The following is a 23,775-nucleotide window of genomic DNA, read 5'->3' on the forward strand; positions in this document are numbered from 1 at the left end:
GTCTCACGCCCGGGCAAACGGAAACGCCAACACGTCGGCGATAGCGTCGGTGTCGGCAAGGCACATCAACAGACGCTCCACGCCCAGCGCCACGCCGGCGCAAGCGGGCATGGCATCGAGCACGTCCAGCAGGTTCTCGTCCAGCGGGATCTCGCGCAGGCCGCGCTCGCGGCGTACCGCGTTGTCGCGCTCGAAGCGCCCGCGCTGCTCGGCCGCATCGTTCAACTCGTGGTAGCCGTTGGCCAGCTCGTAACGGCCCAGATACAGCTCGAAGCGCTCGGCCAGCGGCGGTTCGCCGGGGCGAATCTTCGCCAGTGCACACTGGCTGGCCGGATAGTCGTGGATCACCGTGATGCGGTCGCGCGGAAACGCCGGCTGCAGCTTGTGGGTGATCAACAGGTCGAGCCAGTCGTCACGGCCAAGCCCGTCCGGGCCGATGCCGAACGCGGTCAGCGGCGCACGCAGTTCGTCCACCGGCGCATGCAACGGGTCAATGCCCAGCCCGTCCAGGAACAGCTGCCGGTACGTGGTCACCCGCACCTCGGCGCGCCGCCCCACCAGCCCCAGCGCAGCCTCCACCAGCACGATGGTTTCCTGCATCAGCCGGCGATGGTCCCAACCGACCCGGTACCACTCCAGCATGGTGAACTCGGGGTTGTGACGCCCGCCCGCCTCGCCGTTGCGAAACACCCGGCCCAGCTCGTAGCAGTCGCCGACACCCGCCGCGAGCAGCCGCTTCAGCGGGTACTCCGGCGAGGTGCGCAACCAGCGCTCGCGTGCACCGGCATCGACATGGCCGCTGAAGGTCGTGCTGAAACCCTGCATGTTCGGATCGGTATTGCCGGCTGCCGACAGCACCGGGGTTTCCACCTCCAGCACGTCGCGCGTGGCGAAGTACGCGCGGATCAGGGCGTACAGCCGTGCACGCAAGCGCAGGGCGTCAGGCAGGGCGAGACTCATCAACCCGCCCCGTGCTCGTCGAGCAACGCCAGCAACTGCGCCTCGTCCCAGACCGGCACGCCAAGCTCCTGCGCCTTGTCCAGTTTCGAGCCGGCTTCAACGCCTGCCACCACCACGCTGGTCTTTTTCGAGACCGATCCGGACACCTTGGCGCCCAGCGCCTCCAGCCGATCCTTTGCCTCGTCGCGGCTGAGCGAGGCCAGCGTGCCGGTGAGCACGAAGGTCTGCCCGTCCAGCGGCGCCGTGGCCACAGCCGCGCCGGCGGGAATCGCATCGAGCAGGCGGTGCATCGCTGCCTCGGCATCGCGCAACGCAGCCTGTGCAGCGGGATCGGCCAGGAAGGCTTCCAACGCCGCCACCGCGGCCTGCGGCACGCCAGCGGTGATCCAGTGCGCCGCGCCCGCGGCGAGCAGGCGATCGAGCGTGGGGAAATGCTGCGCCAGCAGCTTGCTGCTCTTGGGACCGAGCTTGTTGATCCCGGCCATGTCCAGCAGCACGCCCAGATTCAGCCGCTCGCGCAGCTGCGGCGAAGGCGCGCTCTCGTCACTGAACACGATGCCGGCCTCGAGCAGCGCATCGACCACCTGCTGGTTGCCCGCCTGCGCGAAGAAGCCGGCGATCGAGGTGGCCACTTCGGCGCCAACGTCAGGCAGCACGCGCAGTACCGGCGCCGGCATGGCGCGCACGACATCGAGCCGGCCCAGCCACGCGGCCAGCGTCTTGGCCGTGCTCTCGCCGATATGCATGATGCCCAGCGCGAACAGGAAGCGCGCCAGCGTGGTGTGCTTGCTGGCCTCGATGCCGGCGACCAGGTTCTCGGCCCACTTGGTCGCCACCTTGCCGGCCTTGACCGTTTCGGGCGTGGTGCCATCCCGTTCGTCGATCGCCTGCTTCATCGCCACGAAGCTGTCGACGGTGAGCGCGTACAGATCGGCTGGCGAGTGCACGATGTCGAACTCCACCAGCGCCTCGGCGAAGCGCTCACCCAGGCCTTCGATGTCCATGGCACGACGCGACGCGAAGTGGATCAGTGCCTCCTTGCGCTGTGCCGCGCAGATCAGTCCGCCGGAGCAGCGCCAGGCGGCGGCGCCCTCTTCGCGGATCAGCGCCGAACCGCACACCGGGCATTGCGCGGGCATCGTCCACGGCACCGTGCCGGGCGGGCGCTGGTCCTCGACCACGCGCACCACTTCCGGAATCACGTCGCCGGCACGGCGCACGATCACCGTGTCGCCGATGCGCGCATCCAGCCGCGCGACCTGGTCGGCGTTGTGCAGCGTGGCGTAGGTGACGGTGACGCCGGCCACTTGTACCGGCTCCATCCGCGCGCGCGGCGTGGCGGCGCCGGTGCGGCCGATCTGCACCTCGATGTCGAGCAGGCGGGTGGTTTGCTCCTGCGCGGGAAACTTGTGCGCGATCGCCCAGCGCGGCGCGCGCGAGACGAAACCCATCTCGCGCTGGCCTTCGTAATCGTCCAGCTTGTAGACCACGCCGTCGATGTCGTACGGCAGGCTGTCGCGCTTGCCGCCGATGCGGCGGTAGTAGGCGATCAGCCCGTCGAAGCCGCGCGCCGTGCCCACTTCCGGCGACACCGGGAACCCCCACGCGCGCAGCTGCCGCAGCGTGGCCGAATGGGTCGGCGGCAGCTCGCCGCCCTCGACCACGCCGATCGCGTAGGCGAAGAAGCTCAGGCGCCGCTTCGCGGTGATCGCCGGGTCTAGCTGGCGCAGCGAGCCGGCAGCGCCGTTGCGCGGATTGGCCAGCGGCTTCTCGTCATGGGCGCGGGCGTACGCGTTGAACGCCTCGAAATCCTTGCGCAGCATGATCACCTCGCCGCGTACTTCGAGCACCTCGGGCCAGTCCTTGCCGCGCAGCTTCAACGGGATCGCCCGCACCGTGCGCAGGTTGGCGGTGACGTCCTCGCCCGTTTCGCCGTCGCCGCGGGTGGCGCCCTGCACGAACACGCCATGCTCGTAGCGCAGGCTGATCGCCAGGCCATCGAGCTTGGGTTCGACCGAGAAAACTGGTTCAGTCCGTTTTGTCGTCTGCTCGATGCGCCGCTCGAACTCGGCCACCTCGTGGAAGCGTTCGCGATCGGTCTCGCCGTCCTGCTCGAAGGCATTGCCGAGCGACAGCATCGGGATCGCGTGGCGCACCTCGGCAAAGCCGCCGTGCGCGCGTGCGCCGACCTTGCGCGTCGGTGAATCGGGTGAGGCCAGCGCCGGGTGTTCGGCTTCCAGCGCTTCCAGTTCGCGCATCAGGCGGTCGTACGCGGCATCGGTGATGTCCGCGTCGTCGAGCACGTGGTAGCGGTAATTGGCCTGCTCGATCTGCGCGCGCAGTGCGGCGGCGCGGGCCAGGATGTCGGCGGGAACGGCGGGTGCGGCCATGCGGGTCTCCTTCTCCGCGCAGTTTAGCGACCCGCCGGTGCGCCCGCCGCGCGCGCGGCGCTCAGCGGTGCAGGTGGCCGGCGGCCTCGGGCTGGTAGGTGATCTCCAGCACTTTCAGGCGGCGCTTGCGCCCGTCGGGCATCGGCCAGTCGATCTGCTGGCCGCGCGCCAGGCCCAGCAGCGCACTGCCCACGGGGGCGAGGATCGAGACCGTACCGGGCGCACCGGCGCCGGCCGGGTAGACCAGGGTGAGGGTCAGCTTTTCGCCGTCGGACTCGTCTTCGAAGACCACGGTGGAGTTCATCGTCACGATGTGCGGCGGCATGTCCGCCGGCTCGACCACGTCGGCGCGATCCAGCTCGGCGCGCAGCGCCTGCAGCTTGTCGGCCTCGGCTGCCGGCAGCCGCTCCAGCAGGGCTTCGATGCGATCCAGGTCGATGCGCGACACGGTGATTGCTGAATGACTCATGGTGATTCCTGGTTCCCGCGGCTCCAGCCGCACAAAAACACGCGCCAGAACATGGTGTCCCGGCGCGTGAGGTCGGTTATCCGCTGCCGCGCCTGGCACATCACCGGCGGCAGGTGCATCAGACGTGACTGTGCAAAATCCCGGCGCCAAATGCAAGCTGTCACAACAGTTATCATGCCCGACATGGCCAGCCCAGCCGCCGCGGACGCCCCTTCAGCAACGGTTTCGGCCGCCTTGCCCGAGCCGTCCACGCGCGAGCGCTTCCGCGGCCTGCTGTGGCTGGTCGCGGCGGCCTTCTTCATGCAGGCGCTGGATTCCACCGTGGTCAACACCGCGGTGCCGATGATGGCCGTGGCGCTGGAGGTAACCCCGCTGGGCATGCGCACGGCGCTGACCAGCTACGTGCTGACCCTGGCGATCCTGATCCCGGCCAGTCCGTGGCTGTGCGACCGGCTGGGCACGCGGCGGGTGTTCGGCGCCGCGATCGTGGTGTTCGGGCTGGGTTCGCTGCTGTGCGGGCTGGCGCAGACGCTGCCGCAACTGGTCGCCGCGCGCGTGCTGCAGGGCATCGGTGGCGCCTCGCTGATGCCGGTCGGGCGCTACGTGCTGGTGCGCAGCATCGACAGGCGCGAGTTCGTGCGCGCGATGAGCACGGTGGCCACCTTCGGCCTGCTGGGTTCAGTACTCGGCCCCCTGCTCGGCGGCGCGCTGGTGGAGTTCACCTCGTGGCGGCTGATCTTCCTGATCAACGTGCCGGTGGCGATCGCCGGGGTGTGGATGAACCGGCGCGACATGCCGGACTACCGGCTGGAGCGCGCACACCGTTTCGACCTGTTCGGCTTCGGGCTTTTCGCCGCCGCCTCGGCCCTGCTGCTGATCGCCTCGGAGCTGGCCGGCGCCACGCCGGTGCCGTGGATGCGCATCGGCCAATGCAGTCTGGCGGCGGTGCTGCTGGGCCTGGCCTATGTGTGGCACAGCCGACGCACCGCCTTTCCGGTCGCCGACCTGACCCTGCTCAAGGTGCGCAGCGTGTGGGTGGCGCTGGCCGGCGGCCTGTTCACCCGGCTCGGCATCTCCGGCATGTTCCTGTTGCTGGTGCTGTTCCTGCAGGTCGGTTGCGGCTGGTCGCCGCTGATGGCCGGCCTGATGATGGTGCCGCAGGCGTTGGGTTCGATCTGCGCCAAATGGGCGATCAATCGCGTGCTGGTGCACCTGGGTTACCGCCGCCTGCTGCTGGGCAACACCTTGATCGTGGCCGTGCTGCTGGCGGCGTTTGCCCTGCTCGGACCGGCCACGCCGGTGTGGGCCATCGCGACGTTGACGTTCTGCTACGGCGGCTTCGCCGGGCTGCAGTACACCGCGATGAACACGCTGATCTACCACGACCTGGACATCGCGCACGCCTCGATGGCTTCGTCGATGGCCTCGACCGTGCAATACCTCGCGATGAGCTTCGGCATCGCGCTGTCCACGCTGCTGATGCAGGCGCTGCTGCAGGGGCATGAGCGCGCGGATTATGTCGAGGCGTTCCGCTGGACGGTGCTGCTGCTGGCGCTGGTCACGGCGGCGGCCAGCCGCGTGTTCGGCCGGCTGCGGCACGATCGCCCGCTGTCGCGAGCCGGCGCGGCGGCAGGTTGAACCGCGGCAAGGCGCCGCCCGGCGAGAGGCTGCGTGTAGCATGCAGTCTTTGCCGCAAGCTCGGGCACGTATTGCATGCACCACGCCAGCGAAATCCTGTTCACCCTGTTTGTCGTGTTCGTCGCCGCCCAGATCGGCAGCGAGATCGCGCAACGACTGAAGCTGCCCGGCGTGGTCGGCGAGATCGCCGCCGGTTGCGCGATCGGCCCTTCCCTGCTCGGCTGGATCAGCCCGGGGCAGATCGCCACCGGCACCCCGCTCGACGTGCTGGCGGAGATCGGCGTGATCCTGCTGCTGTTCGCGGTGGGCCTGGAAACCCGGCTGGAAGACATGAAGAAGGTCGGTGCGGTGGCGTTCGCGGTCGGCGTGGTCGGCGTGCTGGTGCCATTCGGCATGGGCAGCGTGTGGGCCCACGGCAACGGCTTCGACTGGGACCGTTCGCTGTTCGTCGCGGCGGCCTTCGTGGCCACCTCGGCCGGCATCACCGCGCGCGTGCTGCAGGAGCTGGGCGCACTGCAGCGGATCGAGAGCAAGGTGATCCTGGGTGCGGCGGTGATCGATGACATCCTGGCCATGCTGCTGCTCGGCGTCGTGATTTCACTGCAGGGTGGCGGCAGCGTCGACGCCTCGCACCTGCTGGTGGTACTCGCCGGTGCGGCGGGCTTCATCGCGGTGATTGGCTGGGGCGGCGCGCGGGTGATGCGCTGGAACTCCGCCTGGCTGGACAAGCCGCTGGGCCCGCATTCGCCGCTGATGATCGTGCTGGCGCTGTGCCTGGGGCTGGCCTGGCTGTCCACCCGCTTCGGCCTGGCCGCGATCATCGGCGCGTTCCTGGCCGGCATGATCGCCTCGGAAACCCGCCAGCAGCACACCCTGGAAAAGCAGACGGCCCCGCTGCTCGCCCTGCTTACCCCGTTCTTCTTCGTGGTCACCGGCAGCAAGGTCGACCTGCACGAACTGGCCAGCGCCGAGGCGCTGTGGATGCTGGCGGTGGTCACCGCGATCGCGGTGGTATCCAAGCTGGCCGGCGGCTGGCTCGGTTCGCTCACGCTGGGCACGCGCAGCGCCACCATCATCGGCTTCGGCATGGTGCCGCGCGGCGAGGTGGGCATCGTGGTCGCCACCCTGGGGCTGGCCGCCGGCGTGTTCGACAACCGCATCTACGCGATCATCGTGGCGATGTCGCTGCTCACCGCCATGGTTACGCCGCCGATCCTGGCCTGGCTGCTCAAGCGCGGCGATCAGGCCGCCGGCACCACGGAGTTGCCCGAGGCACCGAACTGACCGCTGCCGCTTGCGGCAGCGACGAAACGACAACGGGCCGACGCAAGCCGGCCCGTTGGAGTGCCGCCGTGGCCCGCCGCCCCTGCGCAGAGGGCAGGCCGGCATCGCGGCGGGATTACTTGGCGAACAGGTGCTCCACGCCGGCGCGCTCCTCGCGCAGTTCCTTGTCGGTGGCGTCCATGCGTGAACGCGAGAAGGCGCCGATCTCCAGGCCCTGCACGATCTCGTACTTGCCGTTCTTCACGGTCACCGGGTAGCCGTAGATCACGCCCGGCGCGATGCCGTAGGAGCCATCGGCAGGAATGCCCATCGAGGCCCAGTCGCCCTCGGCCGTGCCCTGCGCCCAGGTGCGCATGTGGTCGATCGCCGCCGAGGCAGCCGAGGCGGCCGACGAGGCGCCGCGTGCCTTGATGATGGCCGCGCCGCGCTGCTGCACGGTGGGAATGAACTCGTTCTCGTACCAGGCCTGGTCGACCAGGCTGAGCGCCGGCTTGCCGTCGACGGTGGCGTGGTGCAGGTCGGGATACTGGGTGGAGCTGTGGTTGCCCCAGATCGTCATCTTCTTCACGTCGGTGTTGTGCTTGCCGGTCTTCTCGGCCAGCTGGCTCTTGGCGCGGTTGTGGTCGAGGCGAACCATCGCGGTGAAGCACTTCGGGTCGAGGTCCGGCGCGTTCTGCTGGGCGATCAGGGCATTGGTGTTAGCCGGGTTGCCGACCACCAGCACCCTCACGTCGCGCCTGGCATGCGCGTTCAGTGCCTTGCCCTGCGGTGCGAAGATCGCGCCGTTGGCTTCCAGCAGATCCTTGCGCTCCATGCCCGGGCCGCGCGGGCGCGCGCCGACCAGCAGGGCGTAATCCACATCCTTGAACGCGACATTGGCGTCATCGGTGGCGACCACGCCGGCCAGCGTCGGGAACGCGCAATCGTTGAGTTCCATCACCACGCCCTGCAGCGCCGGCAGGGCCGGGGTGATCTCCAGCAGATGCAGGATCACCGGCTGGTCGGGGCCGAGCATATCGCCGGCGGCGATGCGGAACAGCAAGGCATAGCCGATCTGGCCGGCAGCACCGGTAACGGCAACTCGAACGGGGGCTTTCATGGACGATGACTCCTTCTGGGGGTGTTCATTCTTGTGCGGGAGCGCCCTGTGCGCGATGCCTTTCGCGACAGGAGCATCGCGCACAGGGTGCGCTCCTGCAGGCACTGATTCACGTCAGTTCGGCGAAAAATTCGGCGATACGGTCCAGGCCGAGTTGCAACTGGGCCTGCGGGCAGGTGTAGGAAATGCGCATCGCACGCGGCTCGCCGAAGGCCGAGCCGGGCACGCAGGCCACGCCCTTGGCTTCCAGCAGCGCGGCGCAGAACTCCACGTCGTTGTCGATCTTCATGCTGCCGTGGCGCTTGCCGAATGCCACCGAGATGTCCGGGAACGCGTAGAACGCCCCCTGCGGCCGCGGGCAGGCCACGCCGGGAATCGCCGTGAGCGCGGCAAACACCGTGTCGCGCCGGCCGGCGAACTCCCTGCACTTGGCCTGCGGCACGTCCTGCGGGCCGGACAAGGCTGCGACGGCCGCGGCGGTGATCACTTCCGGCAGGCTGGTGATGTGATTGGAATTGAGCGTGGTGACCGCCTTGGCCACCACTTCGGGGCCAGCCAGCAGGCCCACGCGCCAGCCCGGCATGCCGTAGGTCTTGGAGACCGAATCGACGAAGATCACCCGCTCGCGCAGCTCCGGCCTGGCGAACACGAAGTTGTGGTATCCCAGCCCGTCGAACACCATCGCATTGTAGATGTCGTCGGTGATGACCCAGGTATCCGGGTGCCGGGCGATCACCTCGGCCAGTGCGGCGATTTCCGCGCCGGTGTAGACCATGCCGGTGGGGTTGGACGGGTTGTTGAACAGAAACACCTTCGGCTTGCGCGCCAGCGCGGCGTCGAGCTGGGCCGGGGTGAGCTTGTAGTTCTGCTCCGCCCCGCACGGCATCACGTGGATCTTCGCGCCCACGATGTCGGCGATGTCGCGGTAGGTGGTCCAGTACGGCGCGGCGAAGCAGATCTCCTCGCCTTCGTCCAGCAACGCCTCGGCCAGGTTGTACAGCACCTGCTTGGCGCCGATGCCGATCGACAGGTTCGTGCGCGTGTAGCCGCTGAAGCCGAGCGCCTCGATGTGCCTGAGGAATGCGTCCAGCAGCGCGTCGGCGCCCCGGTTGCTGCCGTACTGGCCGGAGTCGTGCGAGAGCGACTCGCGCGCGGCGGCGTAGACATGCTCGCCGGGCAGGAAGTTCGGCACGCCGATGGAGAAGCTGATGATGTCGCGGCCGGCAGCCCTGAGCTGTCTGGCCTTCTCGGCGATGAGCATGATCGCGCTGGGTTTGGCGCGGCCGACACGCTTGGCGAGCTGGGGCATTGCTGTCTCACGCAGTGAGGAAACAAAGGCCGCAATTTTACCACGCCGCCCGCCCCGGGCGCTCGTCTGCCATGCGCTTGCGCCACCGCCGTCCAATCGGGGCATCATGGATGCGCCCGCGCACCGGGCTTCGCAGTCAACCCGCTACAAGGAGAACCGCATGCATTGGCTCTGGGTTTTCGTGATCGGACTGGTCGTGGGCGTGGTGGCCAAGCTGTTGACGCCGGGCAAGGACCCGGGCGGCTTCATCATCACCGCCATCATCGGCATCGTCGGCTCGCTGCTGGCGACCTGGGTCGGCCAGCAGCTGTTCGGCTGGTACCAGGAGGGGCAATCGGCCGGCTTCATCGCCTCGGTGGTCGGCGCCATCGTGTTGTTGCTGCTCTACCACCTGCTCAAGCGCAAGTCGACCTGACCGGCCTCCCGGCGGGGCGATCACCCCGCCGGGACGCTCCGCAGCCTCAGCCCAGCAGCTTGCCCGCCAGCCCTTCAAGCATGCCGAGGTTGAAGCCGCCGCCCTGCCCGTCTGCCGGCACCTGGCCATCCGGTGTCAGGTGGTCGACCGCCTGCGGCAAGACCTGCGAAAGTCCGTTGAGCACCACGCCGGGATCGACGCCGAGCTTGCTGGCCGCCTCCTGCACCAGCGAGCCCATGCCGCCATGCTGCAGCGCCTGGCCGAGTTGATCGCCCGATACCGGCTGGTTCGCCCCGTTGCTCACCCACGACTGCACTGCGCCACCCAGCCCGTGCTGCTGCAGCATGCTGATCAGGCCCTGCACGCCGCCAGCCCGCTGCAACAGGTCGCTGGCCACCGAAATCATCGAGCCGGCACCGCCGGCCTGCTGTCCCTGACCGCCAAGCAAATCATTGAGGAATGACATGGTCGCTCTCCTTGATGAATGAACACGCGTGTAGCCCGCCGATCATAGGCCGGTGAAAGTAGTGGAGCCATGACTCATTCGCGCAAAAAAATCGCCGGCTCCGGCCGGCGATTTCCTGCGTATCCGGCGGCAAGCTCAGCCGCGCTGATCCAGCACCTCGTTCCATTCCTTGACGCGGTCGACCTGCGCCGCCAGCAAGGCGTCGACGTCGCCCTCCACGGTGACCTTCTCGATCGTGTCACCCTGCTGGATCGCATTGACCACGTCCATGTCGGACGCGTCCAGCACTTCGCCGAACACGCTGTGCTTGCCGTCCAGCCACGGCGTCGGGCCGTGGGTGATGAAGAACTGGCTGCCGTTGGTGCGCGGACCGGCATTGGCCATCGACAGCACACCCGGCTTGTCGTGGCGCAGCGACGGATTGAACTCGTCCTCGAACTTGTAGCCCGGACCACCGCGGCCACTGCCCTCGGGGCACCCGCCCTGGATCATGAAATCGGCGATCACGCGATGGAACGACAGGCCGTCGTAGTAGCCGCGGCGCGCCAGGTTGACGAAGCTGGCGACCGTCACCGGTGCCTTGTCCTCGTGCAGGCGCAGGTGGATCGGGCCGCGGTTGGTGGTGAAGGTGACGTTGATGGTCATGGCGATCCTTGAGGCTGGGGCGAAAGACCGAAAGGATAACCCAGCCGCCGGCTGCAGCCGTGAACGGATGATCCTCAGTGCGCCGCCGCCGGCTTTGGCGCCGCCTGCAGCAACCGGTGCAGTTTGAGGTAGACCGCGTTGGTCCAGCCGAAGCCGATCACGTTTGTGGTGTAGCCGGCGGTGATCTTCACGTCCGCGTTGCCCAGCGCCATGTTGTATTTCTCGCGGATGGTGCCGTCATGGGCGAAACCGGTATCCACCGTGGCCGTGAACTTGCGCGCCAGGCGGCGGGCGTCGTCATGGAAACCGTAGGCGTCCAGGCCCGAGATCGCCAGCCAGTTGGTGGGCGCCCAGCCGAACGGCTCGTCCCATTGCGCGCCGCTGCCCAGGTCGTCCATCGACAGGCCGCCCTTGCGCTCGAACACGGCCAGGTGCTTCTCCAGCGCGGCCGCCTGCGCCTTGCTGGCCAGCCCGGCCCACAGCGGCCAGTAGGTGGTGACATAGGGCTGCGTCGATGCCTTGCTGATGGTGAAGTCGTAGTCCATGAACATGCCGCGTTCCGGCTGCCACAGGTACTTGTCCATCGCCACCTTGCGCCTCGCGGCGGCGTCCGCCCATTGCCTGGCCTCGGCCACCTTGCCCAGTTGCAGGGCGAAGTCGTGCAAGTCGCGCTCGTAGCGATACAGCAGGCTGTTGAGGCCCACGCCGGCGTAGTGATGGGTGGTGCCGCCGTACGGACCGAAGTGGAAATTGGTGTCGAAGCCGGACTCGCGCATGGCGCGATCACCCAGGTAGTAGTCGGCGCTCAGGCGATGGCCCTGCGACCAGGCGCCGGCGCAGACATGGGACGCCTCGATGTCGCAACTGGTGGATTTCAGGCGCGCTGTCTCGGCGGCGTCGGGATGCTCGGCGGCCTTGACCAGGTAGCCGGGGTCGTCCTTCGGATGCGCCAGCACCCAGTCGATCACGCCGCGGTAGTAGGCGCTGCCGTGCATCTCCGGCACCGGGCCGGCGCCGAGGTCGAAGTAGCGTGCCAGGCCGGTGTCGCCGGCACGATGCTCGGGTCGGGTCCAGATGCGGTAGTTGGCCACCGCCAGCGGATAGGCGTGGACCAGCCATGCATGCCGCTCGGCCTCGCCCTTGAAGGCGCCGGGCGCGGCCAGCACGTCGCCGATCATCCGCGACAGGAACGGCGGCTGCGAACGGGTCAGGTAATAGGTGCGGTTGGCGTTGAGCACGCCGCCGTAGTGCTCGACCTCGAACAGCATGTTGTCGGTCATGTCGCGGGCCAGCTCGACGCGCCCGTCCGCCAGCAGGCCGAGCTGGATGAAGTAGCTGTCCCAGCCGTACATCTCGTTGAACTGCCCGCCCGGCACCACGTAGGGCCTGGGCAGGTAGAGCAGGCCTTCCGCCGGCAGCGCGGACGGCATCAGGTCGCCGAGCTTTTCGATGCGCCGAGGCAGCGTGTGCACGTCGATCTTGCAACGCTGTCTGATGTCGGCCATCGCTGCGGGCGCAGGGAAGCCGGCCGGCAGGTAGAGCACCGGGCGCGCATCCATTTTCGGATCGTGCAGGGCCGAGCAATCGTCCAGCGAGCGCGTCAGCGTGTCCCAGGCCTTGTGGATGTATGCCTGCGTCTGCGCCGGGTCGGGCGTGGCGGCACCGGCCGCGGTAGCGAAGGCCAGCGCCATGGCGGCGAACAGGGAGACGACTTTCATGGGCGGGCTTCCTCCTGCAATGGATCAGGGTGGCGCATGCCAGTTGCACGCAACGGCTGGCGGCTGAGCACCACCTTGCCGTCGGCGTCGCGACTGATGCGGATGTCGTAGCGGCGCCCGCGGAACCTCACGTCCTTGAGCGTCAAGGCGTTCCAGCCTGGCGGCAACACCGGGGCGTACTTCGCGCTCAGCCCGTCGTCGTCGATGCGCAGCCCAGTCAGACCGTACAGCATGCTTTGCACGAAGCCGGCCGAGGTGGCCAGGATGTAGCCGGCGTTGTTGGCGGCGGTCTCGGTGCGCACGTTGAACGGGGGTTTGAGGAAGCCGACCAGGTTGCGGTCGATCCATTCGCCGGCCGCCTTGCCGTCGCCCAGCTCTGCGGCACCGACGGCGAGCATCACCATCATCATCTCGTTGGGGTCGTCGCCGTGGCTCTTCAGCGCCTGCAGCTGGAAGTCGAAGTCGTTGCGGCGCACCTGCGGCGACATCGGCAAGTCCAGGTTCGGATACATCAGCCAGGCCAGCGAGGAGCCCATCCAGGTGATCTTGTCGTGCGGCACCGACTTGTCGAAATCCAGATGGCGCTGTTCATCCTCGTCGAACGGGATGTACATCTTCGCGGCGATCTCGCTCCAGCGCGGGTCCGCCTTGGCGCCCACCACGCGCGCTGCCTTCACCGCGATCTCGAGCGCCTTGCGGGCGACGGCATTGGTGAAGGAGTCGTTCGGCACGTCGTTGTAGGCCTCGTCGGGCGACGTGACGTGGTGGATCTCGTAGCGGTCGTGCGACTTGTCGTAGGTGACGCGGCTGGTCCAGAACGTGGCAATGCCCTCCAGCACGGGCCACGCATGCGTTTTCAACCATGCCTTGTCACCCGTCGCCAGGTAGTACTGCCATTGCGCGATGGCGATGTCGGCGTTGACGTGGACCTCGCGGTAGACCTCCCAAGCGAAGTGCGGGGTGACGTCCACGCCGGTCTGCGGATCGGCTTCCCACGGGTACATGGTGCCTTGCACGCCGTACTGGCGGGCACGCGCCCGCGCGGGTTCGGTGGTGCGGTCGCGGAACATCACGATGGGTCTGGCGCGCTCCGGGTGCAACAGCAGCAGCGCCGGGAACACCCACGAGTCGCTGTCCCAGAACGCATGGCCCGCGTAATTGGGCGTCAGCGCGCAGGCACCCATCGGCCAGGCGGTGTCGACGGTGGTGTTGGACAACAGGTAGTAGAGGTCCGCGTGCACCGCCTTCTGCACGGCCGGTTTGCCGTCGATCACGATGTCCGATTGCCACAGCTTGTGCCAGGCCGCCCGGTGATCGGCGAGCAGGCGGTCGAAGCCGGCCTTGCGCGCGGCGCTGGCCAGGCCGAGCACGTCCCCGTCGTCGCCCCAGCCGTCGCGCGAGAGCGCCACGTACTTGGTGAAGACGTAGCGCTGGCCCTTGTGCAGCGTGGCGGTGATGTCCAGCGAGAGTCTGGTGGAAGTCCGTTCCAGCTTCACCGTGTCGGGCGAGGGCCCTTCGGGCAGCCCGATCGCGGCCGCCTCGGCCATGCCGAGTCCGTGTTGTGCCCTGCCCTTCAGCGCGAGCGTCAGCGCCTTCGCATCACCCTCGGCGGAACGCACCTGGGTGTAGCCCGGATACCACACCGGCGCACGGTCGGGCGTGGGTACCGGCTTGTTGTCCAGGCTCTGCCCGCTGGCGATCACCGCGGCGATCATTTCCTCGCCGCCCATGCTGGCGATCGGGAAGCGCGGCTGGTGCTCGGACCACAACCGGATCGGAAAACTCAGCTGCACCTGGCCGTCGAACTGCGGCGTGATCGCCATGCGGATAGCCGCGAGGTGCGGCGAGGCCTGGCTGACGAAGCTGGTGACCTCGATGTCGCTGGCCTTGTTGGCGTAAGCGAAGCGGTAGCGCGTGGTCAGCGTGGCGTCGTGCATGTCCAGCGTCTGTGCGTAGCGCTGGAAGATGCGCGCATCCAGTCGCGTGCGGTTGAGCCAGCCACCGCCGGGGTTGTAGTCGATTTCGCTCCAGCCGGGAATCGCCGCGGGACGCGAGATGTCGCCCGGCTTGTAATCCATGAAGGCGACCATGTACGACGCGTTCGGCTCGGTGCCGCGCGGCGAGGTCATGGTGGAGAAGTAGCCGTTGGCGAGGTAACCAGGGAAGTAGCTGGCGAAATCCTTCGCCGTGGCGGTGAACAGGAAGCTCGGATCGGTGGCGGCCGATGCCGGCGCAGCGAGCAAGGTGATGGCGAGCAGGAACGCCGCGAGTCCGGCGGAAAAACTCTTCATGGGGCATGCCTCTTTGTTGCCCGGCTTCCGGAAGGCTGCGTACCCCGGGGTCATTCCCGCTTTCGCGGGAATGACCCCGGGAAAATGGGTGGCACTCCCGCACCCGTGGAAGCGCCACCTGCGCAGGTCAGAACATGTACTTGACCTCCATGTTGACTTCACGCCCCTCCAGCGGACGGGCCAGGATCACGCCGGTGGTTCCGGCCGCCGAACCGAAGATGCGCGAGTTGCTCTCGGTCAGCCCCAGCTCGTTGGTCATGTTGGTGCCCTGCACGCGCACCTGCCAGTTCTGCTGCAGGTTGGCGACCACGCCGAAATCCCAGGTGTGGTAGCTGCCCAGCTGCTGCAGGCCGGAAATGTCCTGCGTGTGCGGACCGACGTGGGTGTAGGTGACGAAGGCCAGCACGTCGCCCCAGCCGAACGGGATCTTGTAGCTGGGCGTGAACATGTAGCGCACCTTCGGCTGGCGCTGCAGCTGCACGCCGTTGATCAGCGCGCAGCCGTTGCCGGCCACCGGGTTGGTGTACGGCAGGCATGAGCTGTTGTGCGAGTAGTGGCCATCGAGGTAGTCGCCGATCAGCTGGAACTTGAGGTTCTCGGTCGGGCTCCACGCGGTGTTGACGTTGACGCCCTTGGAATCCGAACCGTAGGTGCTCTGCGGGCCGTTCGGCACGCCGCCGGCGTCGGTGGGCTGGTACAGCAGACCGATGAACTGGCGGTGGTACACGCTGATGTCCGCATAGAACTGCTTGGACTGGAACTTGAAGCCGCCCTCGACGTTCTGGATCTTCTGCACCGGCGCGACGTTGTCCGACGCATTGCCGCGGATGCCGTTGTCGAAATCGGGGAAGTGCGCGCCCTTGTTCGCCCGGAAATACACGCTCATGTTGTCGGCCAGCTCGTAGTTCACGCCGAACGTCCACGAGGGATGCGTCTTGTCGTAGCGCGTATGCGAGAAGCTGCCGTTGCATACCGGCACGGCGTTGTCGTACTTGGTGTTGGGGTCGCCGTCCAGGTTGACGTTGGTGAGGTTGCACACGTCGTTGGTGGCGTTCTGGTTCTCCACCCGGCCGGACAGGTCGATCAGCCACTTGCCCAGGCGCCAGATGTCGGACAGGTAGAACGCCTTGTTGTTGGCGTTGCCATGCTCGGTGATGTTGAAGCCGCCGTAGTCGAGGAAGCCCTGGTTGTCGGTGAGCTGGTTGACGCCGTTGGCATCGACGTAGCTGACCGTGATCGGGCGTGCGTTGGGCGTGTTGGTCATCAGCATCTGGTTGCCCAGTGCCCACTCGTCATCCATGGTGTAGTGCGCCAGGTACAGGCCGGCGGTGAGCGTGTTGCCGTCGAAGATCTCCTTGCTCAGGCGAAAGTCGTTGTTGATGTTCTTCAGGTGCTTGTGGATGAACCACCAGCCCTGGTGAATCACGCTCTGGTTCGGATCGACCGCGCCGCCACCCACGTAGGTGGCGGTGGCCGAACCAGGCGCCAGGTTGAACGCGCCGATCTGGCTCTGGTCGGTGTACAGCATGTCGTTCATGCTGCCCGGGTTGGTGCCGGAAAACAGCGCATTGGTGTCGACGTCGCCGCCGTCGATGAGGAACTTGTTCGACAGCCGCCAGCCGTTGCCCAGGTCGTAGTCGAAGTTGCCGCCGAAGAAGCCGAACTTGGCGCCGCGGCCGTTGGCCAGGTCGGCGTTGCGGCCCCCACCGGGATAGCCGCGCAGGAACACGTGCTGGATGGCCTTGCTGTTGTACGTGTCGGTCAGCGGATCGAAGCCCGGATAGGCATGGAAGTTGTCCGTGCCGGTCTGGATCAGCGGAATCGGCGTGATGAACTGGTTCTTGTCGTCGAGGTAGCGCGCGTACAGCGTCATCGTGCCGTTGTCGCTGTCGTGGGTCAGCGTGCCGGTGAGCTGGCCGCCCTTGTCGGCGGGAAACTGCGGATCGCGCACGCCGTCCGAATCGCGGTAGAAACCGCCCACGCTGCCATACCAGTCCTGCGCGATCGGAAAGCCGAAGAAGCCATCGACGCGCTTGAGGTTCTCGTTGCCCCAGGTCACCCCGACGCTGCCCGAAGGCACCTCGGTGCCCTGCTTGAGGATGAAGTTCTCGCTGGCGCCGATCTGGCCGTCGGCGAATACCACCGAGGGCCCGCCCTGGATGATCTCGACGCGATCGACGGTGTCGTCGAGGCGGAAGATCGAGGTCTGCTCGAAGAACGACAGCGTCGGCATGCCGTACAGCGGCGAGCCCATCAGTTGCACCGTGTTGAACGGCGCATCGCCGCCGCCGGGGAAGCCGGCGATCTCGATGTTGGCGCCGGTCTGGCCACCGGTGGACTCCGGCCACAGGCCCGGCGCGATCTTCAGCAGATCGGCCGTGCTCTTGGGGTTGGCCATCTTGATCTGCTCGGCGGTTGCCGTGGTGATCGTGTAGCTGGTGTCGATCTTCTTCAGGCCGCCGGTGGCCGCGTTGCCCGTCACCACCACCTGTTCGAGGTTCTTGGTATTGGCGGTACTGGGCTTGGCCGGCGCCTTGCTGGCAGCAGGCGGTGCCGTGGTTTGCGCCGAGTCGTCATCCTGTGCCAGCGCGAGTCCGGGCACGAGGCAGGCGGCAATCGCCGCGGACAAGACCAATCGCATGTGTCTGTTCATCAAGTTCTGCTCCCGACGTAAGGCGGTTCGCCGGTATCGGCCGCATTCGCGACCGGCCGCTTCGCCGTCATTGAGCCCCTGATTTTTGTTGTCCCTCGCCTGCGACGATTTGCCGCAACACTGAACATGGTCGCGCCGTTTTTCCGGTCAGGTCAACACCCGCCCCCACGAGGCAGCGCCTCAGTCCAGCCCCAGCGACTCCCGCGTGAGCACGGACGCGCCGCGCGGGTGGCCTGCAGGGGTGGGCACGCTGGTCGGCCAGACAGCCCCCTCGTACAGATGCGCCCACAACCGGTCGAGGGCGGCGTAGCCGTAGGGCAGCAGCGGCAGATGGCGTTCGCCGAAGCCTGGCAGCGGCAGGAACGCATCGAAATGCTGGGCGTGCGGCACCTTCCAGTACAGCAGCCGGCGGCCCTCTTCGCGCAGCCAGGCGGCATAGGGTTCGGAGGTGAAGGCGGTCGGCAGCAGGCCGTCGTCGGCACCGTGCACCACCCACAGCGGCAAGTCGGCGCGTGGCAGCTTGGCCGCCGTGGCAGCAATGGAGGCCTGCAGCATCTGCGCGGCCGGCTCGTCGCCGGTCCACAGCGCGCGCAGGCAATCCTCGCCGAGCAGAGTCGGATCGGGCGACACGTTGACGCCGCCGAACAGCCCCACGCCATTGCCGGGAGGAATGCCCGAGGCGTCGGCCCACCACGCCGCGCGCGCCATCGGATCAGTCACGCCCGGGAGGGCACCGGCACCCATCGGCGCGTAATGGAACCCGCATGGCATGTCGGCAGGGCCGCGGCGCAGATAGGCCGAGGCGTAACCGGCGGTGACCACGCGCCACAGGTCGAACGCGGTGGTGCTGGCCGCGGTGGCCATCGCCGCGTCGTTCCAGCCACGCTGCTGCAGATAGTGGCGCGCCTGCGCCGACTGCTCGGCCAGCATGCTGCCTTGCAGCTTGCCCTGCGCGCGCAGGCTGGCGCAGCGCAACGACCACGCCGGCGGCGGCTGACGGGTTGCCCCGCGCGCCATGGGGGTGTCGTCGAAGCGGGCGTCGGCAAGCGCGCATGGCAGCCAGATCGCCGCCTCGGTCGCGTAGTCGTACAGCGGCCGGCCGCCATCCGCGGCGTAGACATTGGGTTCCAGCGCCACCACGCCGGCGAAGAACCCGTCATGGTCGAGCCCCGCCGCCTGCAGCACCGCGCCGCCGCCATTGGAGATGCCGGTGGCGATGATCTTCGTGTTCTGCGCCGTGAACGGCGCCTCGCCCGGGTAGGCGCGGTCGAGCATGGTCAGGCCGAACTGCGCGGCCTGGATCACGTCGCGGCCCCAGTCCGCCTCCGGGTTGTCGCCGGAGTGCGCGTGCTTGACCGCGATGCCCGTACCGGCACCTGCCGGCGGCGGCTCGAACTCCAGTTCCTGCTCGCCGCGTTTCGCACGCCGGCCGTCCAGCGCCACCCCGCTGTCGTCGGAATAATCGAAATAGCCCGAGCCGGTGCCCTTGTCGGTGTACGCCACCGCGCAACCGCGCGGCAGACCCCACGCGCCGGCCACGGCGATCGCACCGTAGATGCCGCGCGAACCGGACGAGGCGGTCACCACCAGGCAGCGCTTCGCGTGGTCGAATCCGTCGGGCAATTGCAGCAGCACCCGATGCGGCGAACGCGCCCCCGGCAGCCGAGCGAACATCTGGTACTCGCGCCCCGGCACGTCCGGCACGCCGCCGTACACGCGGCCGTAGCCGCCCAGCGGGCCGAGATCGGCGATGCCTTTCCAGCTGGCCTGGATCGCCCGGCGGCGCAGCTCCGCCGCGGTAGGCGCCAGCGGATTGGCGAACGGCGCCGGCAAGCCGGCCAATCCGCTCAGGCCCAGGCCGGCGCTGAGCAGGTCATCGTGGCCGCGGTGCTCGGTGGCAAGCACCTTGCCCAGTTCCAGCTCATGCATCTTCGCCCCTCGCGTGGTCGCCCCTTCGACACAAGCGGACAGCATGACGGAAACCAGCACGCAGATGCACGGCGCGGCCAACCAGCGAAGGGATGCATTCATTGCCACACCATAAGCAGGCACGCGACGCGTTGCCATCGTACGAAGGTCCAGCGCCGCCGCCACGGCAACTCGACGCCGGCAGTTCGTCCGGCTACCTTGGCGCTCATGCCGAGTCTGTTGATCGCCGACGACCACCCGCTGTTTCGTGCCGCGTTGCGCCAGGCCGCCGAGCACAACCTGCCCGACTGCACCGTGCGCGAGGCCACCGACCTGGCCACCGCACTGGCCGCGTTGCGTGCGGACCCGGACATCGACCTGGTGCTGCTCGACCTGCACATGCCGGGCAGCCACGGACTGACCGGCCTGGCCGCGGTGCGCGGCCAGCATCCGGCGGTTGCCGTGCTGGTGGTATCGGCGCACGACGAACCGCACGTGGTGCGCCGCGTGCTCGACCACGGCGCCGCTGGTTTCATCTGCAAGAGCGCCAGCCCCACCGAGATCGGTGCAGCGATCCGGCAGGTGCTCGACTGCGGCAGCTGGCTGCCCGCCGCACTCGCCGACGCCGTCGCCGCCCTGCCCGCCGATTCCACCGACACCGATCTGGCCGGCCGGCTGGCCCGGTTGACCGAACAGCAGTCGCGGGTGCTCGCCCTGCTCGCCGAGGGGCTGCTGAACAAGCAGATCGCCGACCGGCTCTCGATCCAGGAGCGCACGGTGAAGGCACATGTCACGGCGATCTTCGAGAAGCTGCGGGTGCGCAATCGCACGCAGGCCGGCATGCTGTTGCGATCGCTCGACCTGGGGGAGCCAGGACGGGTGGGATAGCCGCACGCGGCGACACCACGCCACGACATCGCCCTTGGCGGGATTCCATCCGTGGCCGGCCAGGCGCACACTGCGCGCGCCCAGACCGAGACGCCTCTGCCCCGTTCCCGGAGGATGGGCGCTACCTCATGATCTCGTCCCCTGCGCCGGCGGGTTCGCCCGCCGCACGTGACTTCATCCAGCAGAAGGATGTCAATCATGAATCTGTCGCGTCGTCTTCGTCTCGTCGTCCTGGCTCTCGTCGCCTTCGTCTGCGGAATCCTGTGGCCGGGCCTGCTGACCGGCGCCCAGGCGCGCGAAGCCACCCCGATGCAAACCATCGCCGGCCTCGGCAGCATCTCGTTCCCCACGTCGACCCATTCGACGGCTGCGCAAACCGCCTTCCTGCGCGGCGCGCTGCTGTTGCACCTGTTCGAGTATCCGGATGCCGCCAAGGCATTCCGCGAGGCCCGGCAACTGGACCCGGGCTTCGCCATGGCCTGCTGGGGTGAAGCGATGACGTACAACCACGGCATCTGGAACCAGCTCGATGCCGATGCCGGTCGCGCGGCACTCGACCGGCTCGGCCCTACCCCGGCCGCGCGCGCCGCCAAGGCGCCGACGCCGCGCGAGAAGGCCTATCTCGCCGCCGTGGAAATCCTGTATTCCGGCCACGGCACCAAGCCGGAACGCGACGCGCAGTACGACCAGGCGATGGAGCGATTGGCCAGGACCTGGCCGCATGACAACAACGCCCAGCTCTTCCACGCGCTGGCGCTGATGGGACGCAGCGAAGGCGTGCGCGACATCCCGGCCTATCTGCGCGCCGGTGCCATTGCCGAGCGCATCTTCCGCCTGAACCCGCAGGACCCCGGCGCGGCGCATTACTGGATTCACGCAATGGACGATCCCGCGCACGCCGCCGGCGCGCTCGAGCCTGCGCACGCGCTGTCGAAGATCTCGCCCGACGCCGCCCACGCCCAGCACATGACGTCGCACATCTTCATGGCGCTCGGCTTGTGGGATGACGTGGCGAAAGCCAACGAGGTGGCGATGCGCGTGGTCAATGCCCAGGCCAAAGCCGCGGGCCGCCCGCCCGCCGAATGCGGTCACTACATGGAATGGCTGGAGTACGCCTACTACCAGCAGGGTCGTTTCCGCGATGCTGAAAGGGCGCTGCAGGCATGCCGGCAGTCGATCGAACCCTCGATAGCCTGGGCCAACGCCCACGCCGACCGGCTCGCCACGATGCAAAGCACGCCGACGAAGTTCGCGCAAATGCTCAACAAGTCGCTGCTGCAGATGCGCGCGATCGCCGTGGTCGAATCCGGCGACGGCAACGGCCCGGCCGCGCACACCACGGTGGATACGACCGGCATGGGCCCGGACGCCGGCTGGAACGATTTCACCGAGGGCTATGCCGCGATCGAACGCCACGACCTGCCGGCTGCGCAGAAATCGCTGGCCGCGCTGTCGGCGCGGCACGCCGGCAGCGAGACCTCCGGCGACGCCCAGACGACCAGCTACCTGGCCATCCTCCGGGAGGACCTCGGCGGCATGCTGGCGATCGGCGAGGGCAAGCCGCAGAGTGGCCTGGATGCCATCCGCCGCGCAGCCCGCCGCTACGAAACACTGGCGTTCGACTTCGGTCCGCCGGTGCCGATCAAGCCGCCACACGAACTGCTGGGCGAACAGCTGCTCAGGCAAGGCAAGGCGACCGAGGCGCGCGCGGCATTCGGGACCGCACTGAAAAGCGCACCCCGCCGCACCCGGTCCCTCCTCGGCCGCGCCCGCGCGGAATCGGCCAGCGGCGACCCCGCGGCAGCCACCGTCACCTACAAGGAACTGATGACCATCTGGCACAGCGCCGATGCGGATCTGCCGGCGCTGGCCGAAGCGAAGGGGTTCGTCGCGGCACATCCGTGAATGCACGGCGTCCCGCCGCAATCCCCGTCACGTACCAACACTCACTCAGGCGAAATGCGTGGCATCGACCTCGCTGCTGGCCGGCGCCATGAAATACTCGTGCAGGTATTTCTCGCCTTCGTCGCAGAACACCGTCACCACCGTCTTCAACTCGGGGAAGTTCTTGCGGATGCGCTGCGCCGCCAGCATGTGCGCGCCGGAGCTGGGGCCACAGAACAGGCCGTGGCGGCGTGCCAACCGTTTCATCTCGGCCACCGCATCGACGCTGGATACCGACAGCACCTCGTTCACCAGGCTGGCGTGGCGTTCGAAGATGCCCGGCACGAAGCCGTCGGAAATGCCCTCGATGGTGTGCGCGGCGATCTCGCCGCAGAGGATCGTGCACGATTCGGATGGCTCCATCGCGAACAGCCGCACATCGGGATTGACCGCGCGGAACGCCTGCCCCACGCCGATCAGCGTACCGCCGGTGCCCACGCCGAGCACCAAAGCATCGGGCACGCAGCCGGCGGGCAACTGGGCAAGGATCTCCGGGCCGAGGATCTCGCGGTTCTCCTCCACGTTCCATTCCGACTCGAACTGGCTGGGGCAGAAATAGCCGGGCTGCTGGCCCAGTTCCTTCGCCCGCGCCAGCGCCTCGTTGACGTGGAAATTGCCGCAGAACAGCACCTCGGCGCCGAATGCGCGGGAGATCGCCACGCGCTCGCTGGACAGCCCCTCGGGCATCACCACTTGCATGCGGTAGCCCTTCACCGCGGCCACCATCGACAGGGCGTTGCCGGTGTTGCCGCTGGTCGCCTCCACGATGGTGTCGCCCGGCTTGAGCAGGCCTTCGCGCTCGGCGCGCTCGATCATGTACCTGGCGATGCGCGCCTTGATCGAGCCGGACGGGTTGAGGAACTCGATCTTGGCGTAGACACCCTCGATGTTCAGCAGCGGCGTGTCGCCGATGGCGTCGAGGATGGTGTCGGAGACCGTGGCAAAACGGGCGCTCATCTCAGTGGCCCTCGTGCGCATGCTGCATCACGTCCAGCGCCAGCGCGGAATGCGCATAGGCGGCGCCGGCGCGCATTTCGGCGGCGACCCAGATCGCCTCCATGATCTGCTGTTCGGTGGCGCCCTGCTTGAGTGCCTCGGCGGTATGGCCCTTGATGCAGTACGGGCATTGCGTGGTGTGCGCCACCGCCACCGCGATCAACTGCTTGGTGACGTCGGGCAAGGCGCCGTCGGCGAACACGGCGGCACTGAAAGCCTTGAAGGCCTGCAGCGGCGCGGGCGCCAGCTCGCGGCGCTTGCGCGCCAGTTCCACGGTGGAGGGGGGATACATGGGTGACTCCATGGGGTTTGCTCCTGTTCGTTTCTCGGACGCGCACGCCCGCTCGCCCTGCGGCGACCGGACGCGCGGGGTCGGGTCGATCGCCTCAGAGTGGCGGCCGCGATGTGCCGAGCACCCAGCCGGGCGGATCGCTGGCGGGAAAGCTCTGCGCCAGTTGCTCGTCGATGCGTCGTTCGCGCCGTTCGCGCGACTGGCGCGCATCACCCGGCGTCTGCCGCCGCACGTCGGATTCCGCTGCCCTTCTGCATCGTTTCATGGTTGTGCACCCAGCATGGCGCCAAGCGGGCGTCGCGTACCCTCACCTTAGGCGCGGCCGCATGGCGCAGCGCTGATCCACGTCAGGGAATGGCTGGATCGCCGGCATGATGGGCGCGCACCGGTGAAAACACCGTGGTCGCACC

The 23,775-nt window shown here is 68.0% G+C and carries 19 protein-coding genes; 5 read left to right on the top strand and 14 right to left on the bottom strand.

Annotation, left to right across the window (positions count from 1 at the left end):
- Positions 1 to 3: 3 nt before the first annotated feature.
- The 3 genes from epmA to rnk all read right to left on the bottom strand — a co-directional run bounded on the left by epmA (position 4) and on the right by rnk (position 3,819).
- A complete protein-coding gene (gene epmA, locus ACVCMG_RS02825; RefSeq protein ID WP_447099014.1) occupies positions 4 to 960 on the bottom strand; it encodes an EF-P lysine aminoacylase EpmA in 957 nt (318 codons plus the stop codon).
- Complete coding sequence (gene ligA, locus ACVCMG_RS02830) at positions 960 to 3,350, bottom strand: NAD-dependent DNA ligase LigA (protein ID WP_447114829.1); 2,391 nt, start codon at positions 3,348 to 3,350, stop codon at positions 960 to 962. Before ligA ends, epmA begins: the two co-directional genes overlap by 1 nt.
- Before the next feature lie 61 nt (positions 3,351 to 3,411).
- Positions 3,412 to 3,819 (bottom strand): nucleoside diphosphate kinase regulator, encoded by a 408-nt coding sequence (rnk, locus tag ACVCMG_RS02835; RefSeq protein WP_395118264.1) that lies wholly within the window; start codon positions 3,817 to 3,819, stop codon positions 3,412 to 3,414.
- A gap of 183 nt (positions 3,820 to 4,002) precedes the next feature.
- Between rnk and ACVCMG_RS02840 the strand changes: the two genes are divergently transcribed.
- Together ACVCMG_RS02840 and ACVCMG_RS02845 are read left to right on the top strand one after the other, a co-directional pair.
- Complete coding sequence (locus ACVCMG_RS02840) at positions 4,003 to 5,457, top strand: MFS transporter (protein WP_447099016.1); 1,455 nt, start codon at positions 4,003 to 4,005, stop codon at positions 5,455 to 5,457.
- Positions 5,458 to 5,532: 75 nt separating this feature from the next.
- Positions 5,533 to 6,741 carry a cation:proton antiporter gene (locus ACVCMG_RS02845; RefSeq protein ID WP_395118260.1) on the top strand — a complete coding sequence of 403 codons (1,209 nt, stop codon included), beginning with the start codon at positions 5,533 to 5,535 and terminating at the stop codon, positions 6,739 to 6,741.
- Between the two features lie 115 nt (positions 6,742 to 6,856).
- On the opposite strand, the gene ACVCMG_RS02850 is transcribed toward ACVCMG_RS02845, so the two are convergent.
- Positions 6,857 to 7,840: a malate dehydrogenase gene (locus tag ACVCMG_RS02850; RefSeq protein ID WP_447100448.1), complete on the bottom strand. Its 984-nt coding sequence runs from the start codon at positions 7,838 to 7,840 to the stop codon at positions 6,857 to 6,859.
- A 109-nt stretch (positions 7,841 to 7,949) separates the two neighbouring features.
- Positions 7,950 to 9,149, bottom strand: a complete 1,200-nt coding sequence (locus tag ACVCMG_RS02855) for an aminotransferase class I/II-fold pyridoxal phosphate-dependent enzyme (RefSeq protein ID WP_447114830.1) — start codon at positions 9,147 to 9,149, stop codon at positions 7,950 to 7,952.
- A 160-nt stretch (positions 9,150 to 9,309) separates the two neighbouring features.
- On the opposite strand from ACVCMG_RS02855, the gene ACVCMG_RS02860 reads away from it, so the two are divergent.
- A complete protein-coding gene (locus ACVCMG_RS02860) occupies positions 9,310 to 9,564 on the top strand; it encodes a GlsB/YeaQ/YmgE family stress response membrane protein (RefSeq protein WP_447106048.1) in 255 nt (84 codons plus the stop codon).
- A gap of 46 nt (positions 9,565 to 9,610) precedes the next feature.
- Here ACVCMG_RS02860 and ACVCMG_RS02865 read toward each other — a convergent pair whose 3' ends face one another.
- From ACVCMG_RS02865 to ACVCMG_RS02890, 6 genes are all read right to left on the bottom strand, one after another.
- Positions 9,611 to 10,030 (bottom strand): YidB family protein, encoded by a 420-nt coding sequence (locus ACVCMG_RS02865; RefSeq protein ID WP_447106047.1) that lies wholly within the window; start codon positions 10,028 to 10,030, stop codon positions 9,611 to 9,613.
- A 135-nt stretch (positions 10,031 to 10,165) separates the two neighbouring features.
- Complete coding sequence (locus ACVCMG_RS02870; protein WP_395118250.1) at positions 10,166 to 10,675, bottom strand: peptidylprolyl isomerase; 510 nt, start codon at positions 10,673 to 10,675, stop codon at positions 10,166 to 10,168.
- A gap of 74 nt (positions 10,676 to 10,749) precedes the next feature.
- Positions 10,750 to 12,393, bottom strand: coding sequence for a trehalase family glycosidase (locus tag ACVCMG_RS02875; RefSeq protein ID WP_447114831.1), 1,644 nt, complete (start codon positions 12,391 to 12,393; stop codon positions 10,750 to 10,752).
- Positions 12,390 to 14,684, bottom strand: a complete 2,295-nt coding sequence (locus tag ACVCMG_RS02880) for a glycosyl hydrolase family 95 catalytic domain-containing protein (RefSeq protein WP_447114832.1) — start codon at positions 14,682 to 14,684, stop codon at positions 12,390 to 12,392. Before ACVCMG_RS02880 ends, ACVCMG_RS02875 begins: the two co-directional genes overlap by 4 nt.
- A gap of 127 nt (positions 14,685 to 14,811) precedes the next feature.
- Positions 14,812 to 17,337 carry a TonB-dependent receptor gene (locus ACVCMG_RS02885; RefSeq protein ID WP_447100453.1) on the bottom strand — a complete coding sequence of 842 codons (2,526 nt, stop codon included), beginning with the start codon at positions 17,335 to 17,337 and terminating at the stop codon, positions 14,812 to 14,814.
- Positions 17,338 to 17,517: 180 nt separating this feature from the next.
- Positions 17,518 to 19,368 (bottom strand): 3-hydroxybutyrate oligomer hydrolase family protein, encoded by a 1,851-nt coding sequence (locus ACVCMG_RS02890; protein ID WP_447114833.1) that lies wholly within the window; start codon positions 19,366 to 19,368, stop codon positions 17,518 to 17,520.
- A 105-nt stretch (positions 19,369 to 19,473) separates the two neighbouring features.
- Between ACVCMG_RS02890 and ACVCMG_RS02895 the strand changes: the two genes are divergently transcribed.
- Together ACVCMG_RS02895 and ACVCMG_RS02900 are read left to right on the top strand one after the other, a co-directional pair.
- On the top strand, positions 19,474 to 20,133 hold the full coding sequence (locus ACVCMG_RS02895) for a response regulator (protein ID WP_447114834.1): 660 nt from the start codon (positions 19,474 to 19,476) through the stop codon (positions 20,131 to 20,133).
- A gap of 198 nt (positions 20,134 to 20,331) precedes the next feature.
- Positions 20,332 to 22,038 (top strand): hypothetical protein, encoded by a 1,707-nt coding sequence (locus ACVCMG_RS02900; protein ID WP_447114835.1) that lies wholly within the window; start codon positions 20,332 to 20,334, stop codon positions 22,036 to 22,038.
- 45 nt (positions 22,039 to 22,083) lie between these two features.
- On the opposite strand, the gene ACVCMG_RS02905 is transcribed toward ACVCMG_RS02900, so the two are convergent.
- The 3 genes from ACVCMG_RS02905 to ACVCMG_RS02915 form a co-directional block, all read right to left on the bottom strand.
- Positions 22,084 to 23,034 (bottom strand): PLP-dependent cysteine synthase family protein, encoded by a 951-nt coding sequence (locus tag ACVCMG_RS02905; RefSeq protein WP_395118236.1) that lies wholly within the window; start codon positions 23,032 to 23,034, stop codon positions 22,084 to 22,086.
- A 1-nt stretch (position 23,035) separates the two neighbouring features.
- Positions 23,036 to 23,377: a carboxymuconolactone decarboxylase family protein gene (locus tag ACVCMG_RS02910; protein WP_447099028.1), complete on the bottom strand. Its 342-nt coding sequence runs from the start codon at positions 23,375 to 23,377 to the stop codon at positions 23,036 to 23,038.
- Between the two features lie 82 nt (positions 23,378 to 23,459).
- A complete protein-coding gene (locus ACVCMG_RS02915) occupies positions 23,460 to 23,630 on the bottom strand; it encodes a hypothetical protein (RefSeq protein WP_395118232.1) in 171 nt (56 codons plus the stop codon).
- Positions 23,631 to 23,775: the final 145 nt, after the last annotated feature.

The organism is Rhodanobacter sp. UC4451_H18 (genome assembly GCF_052978225.1).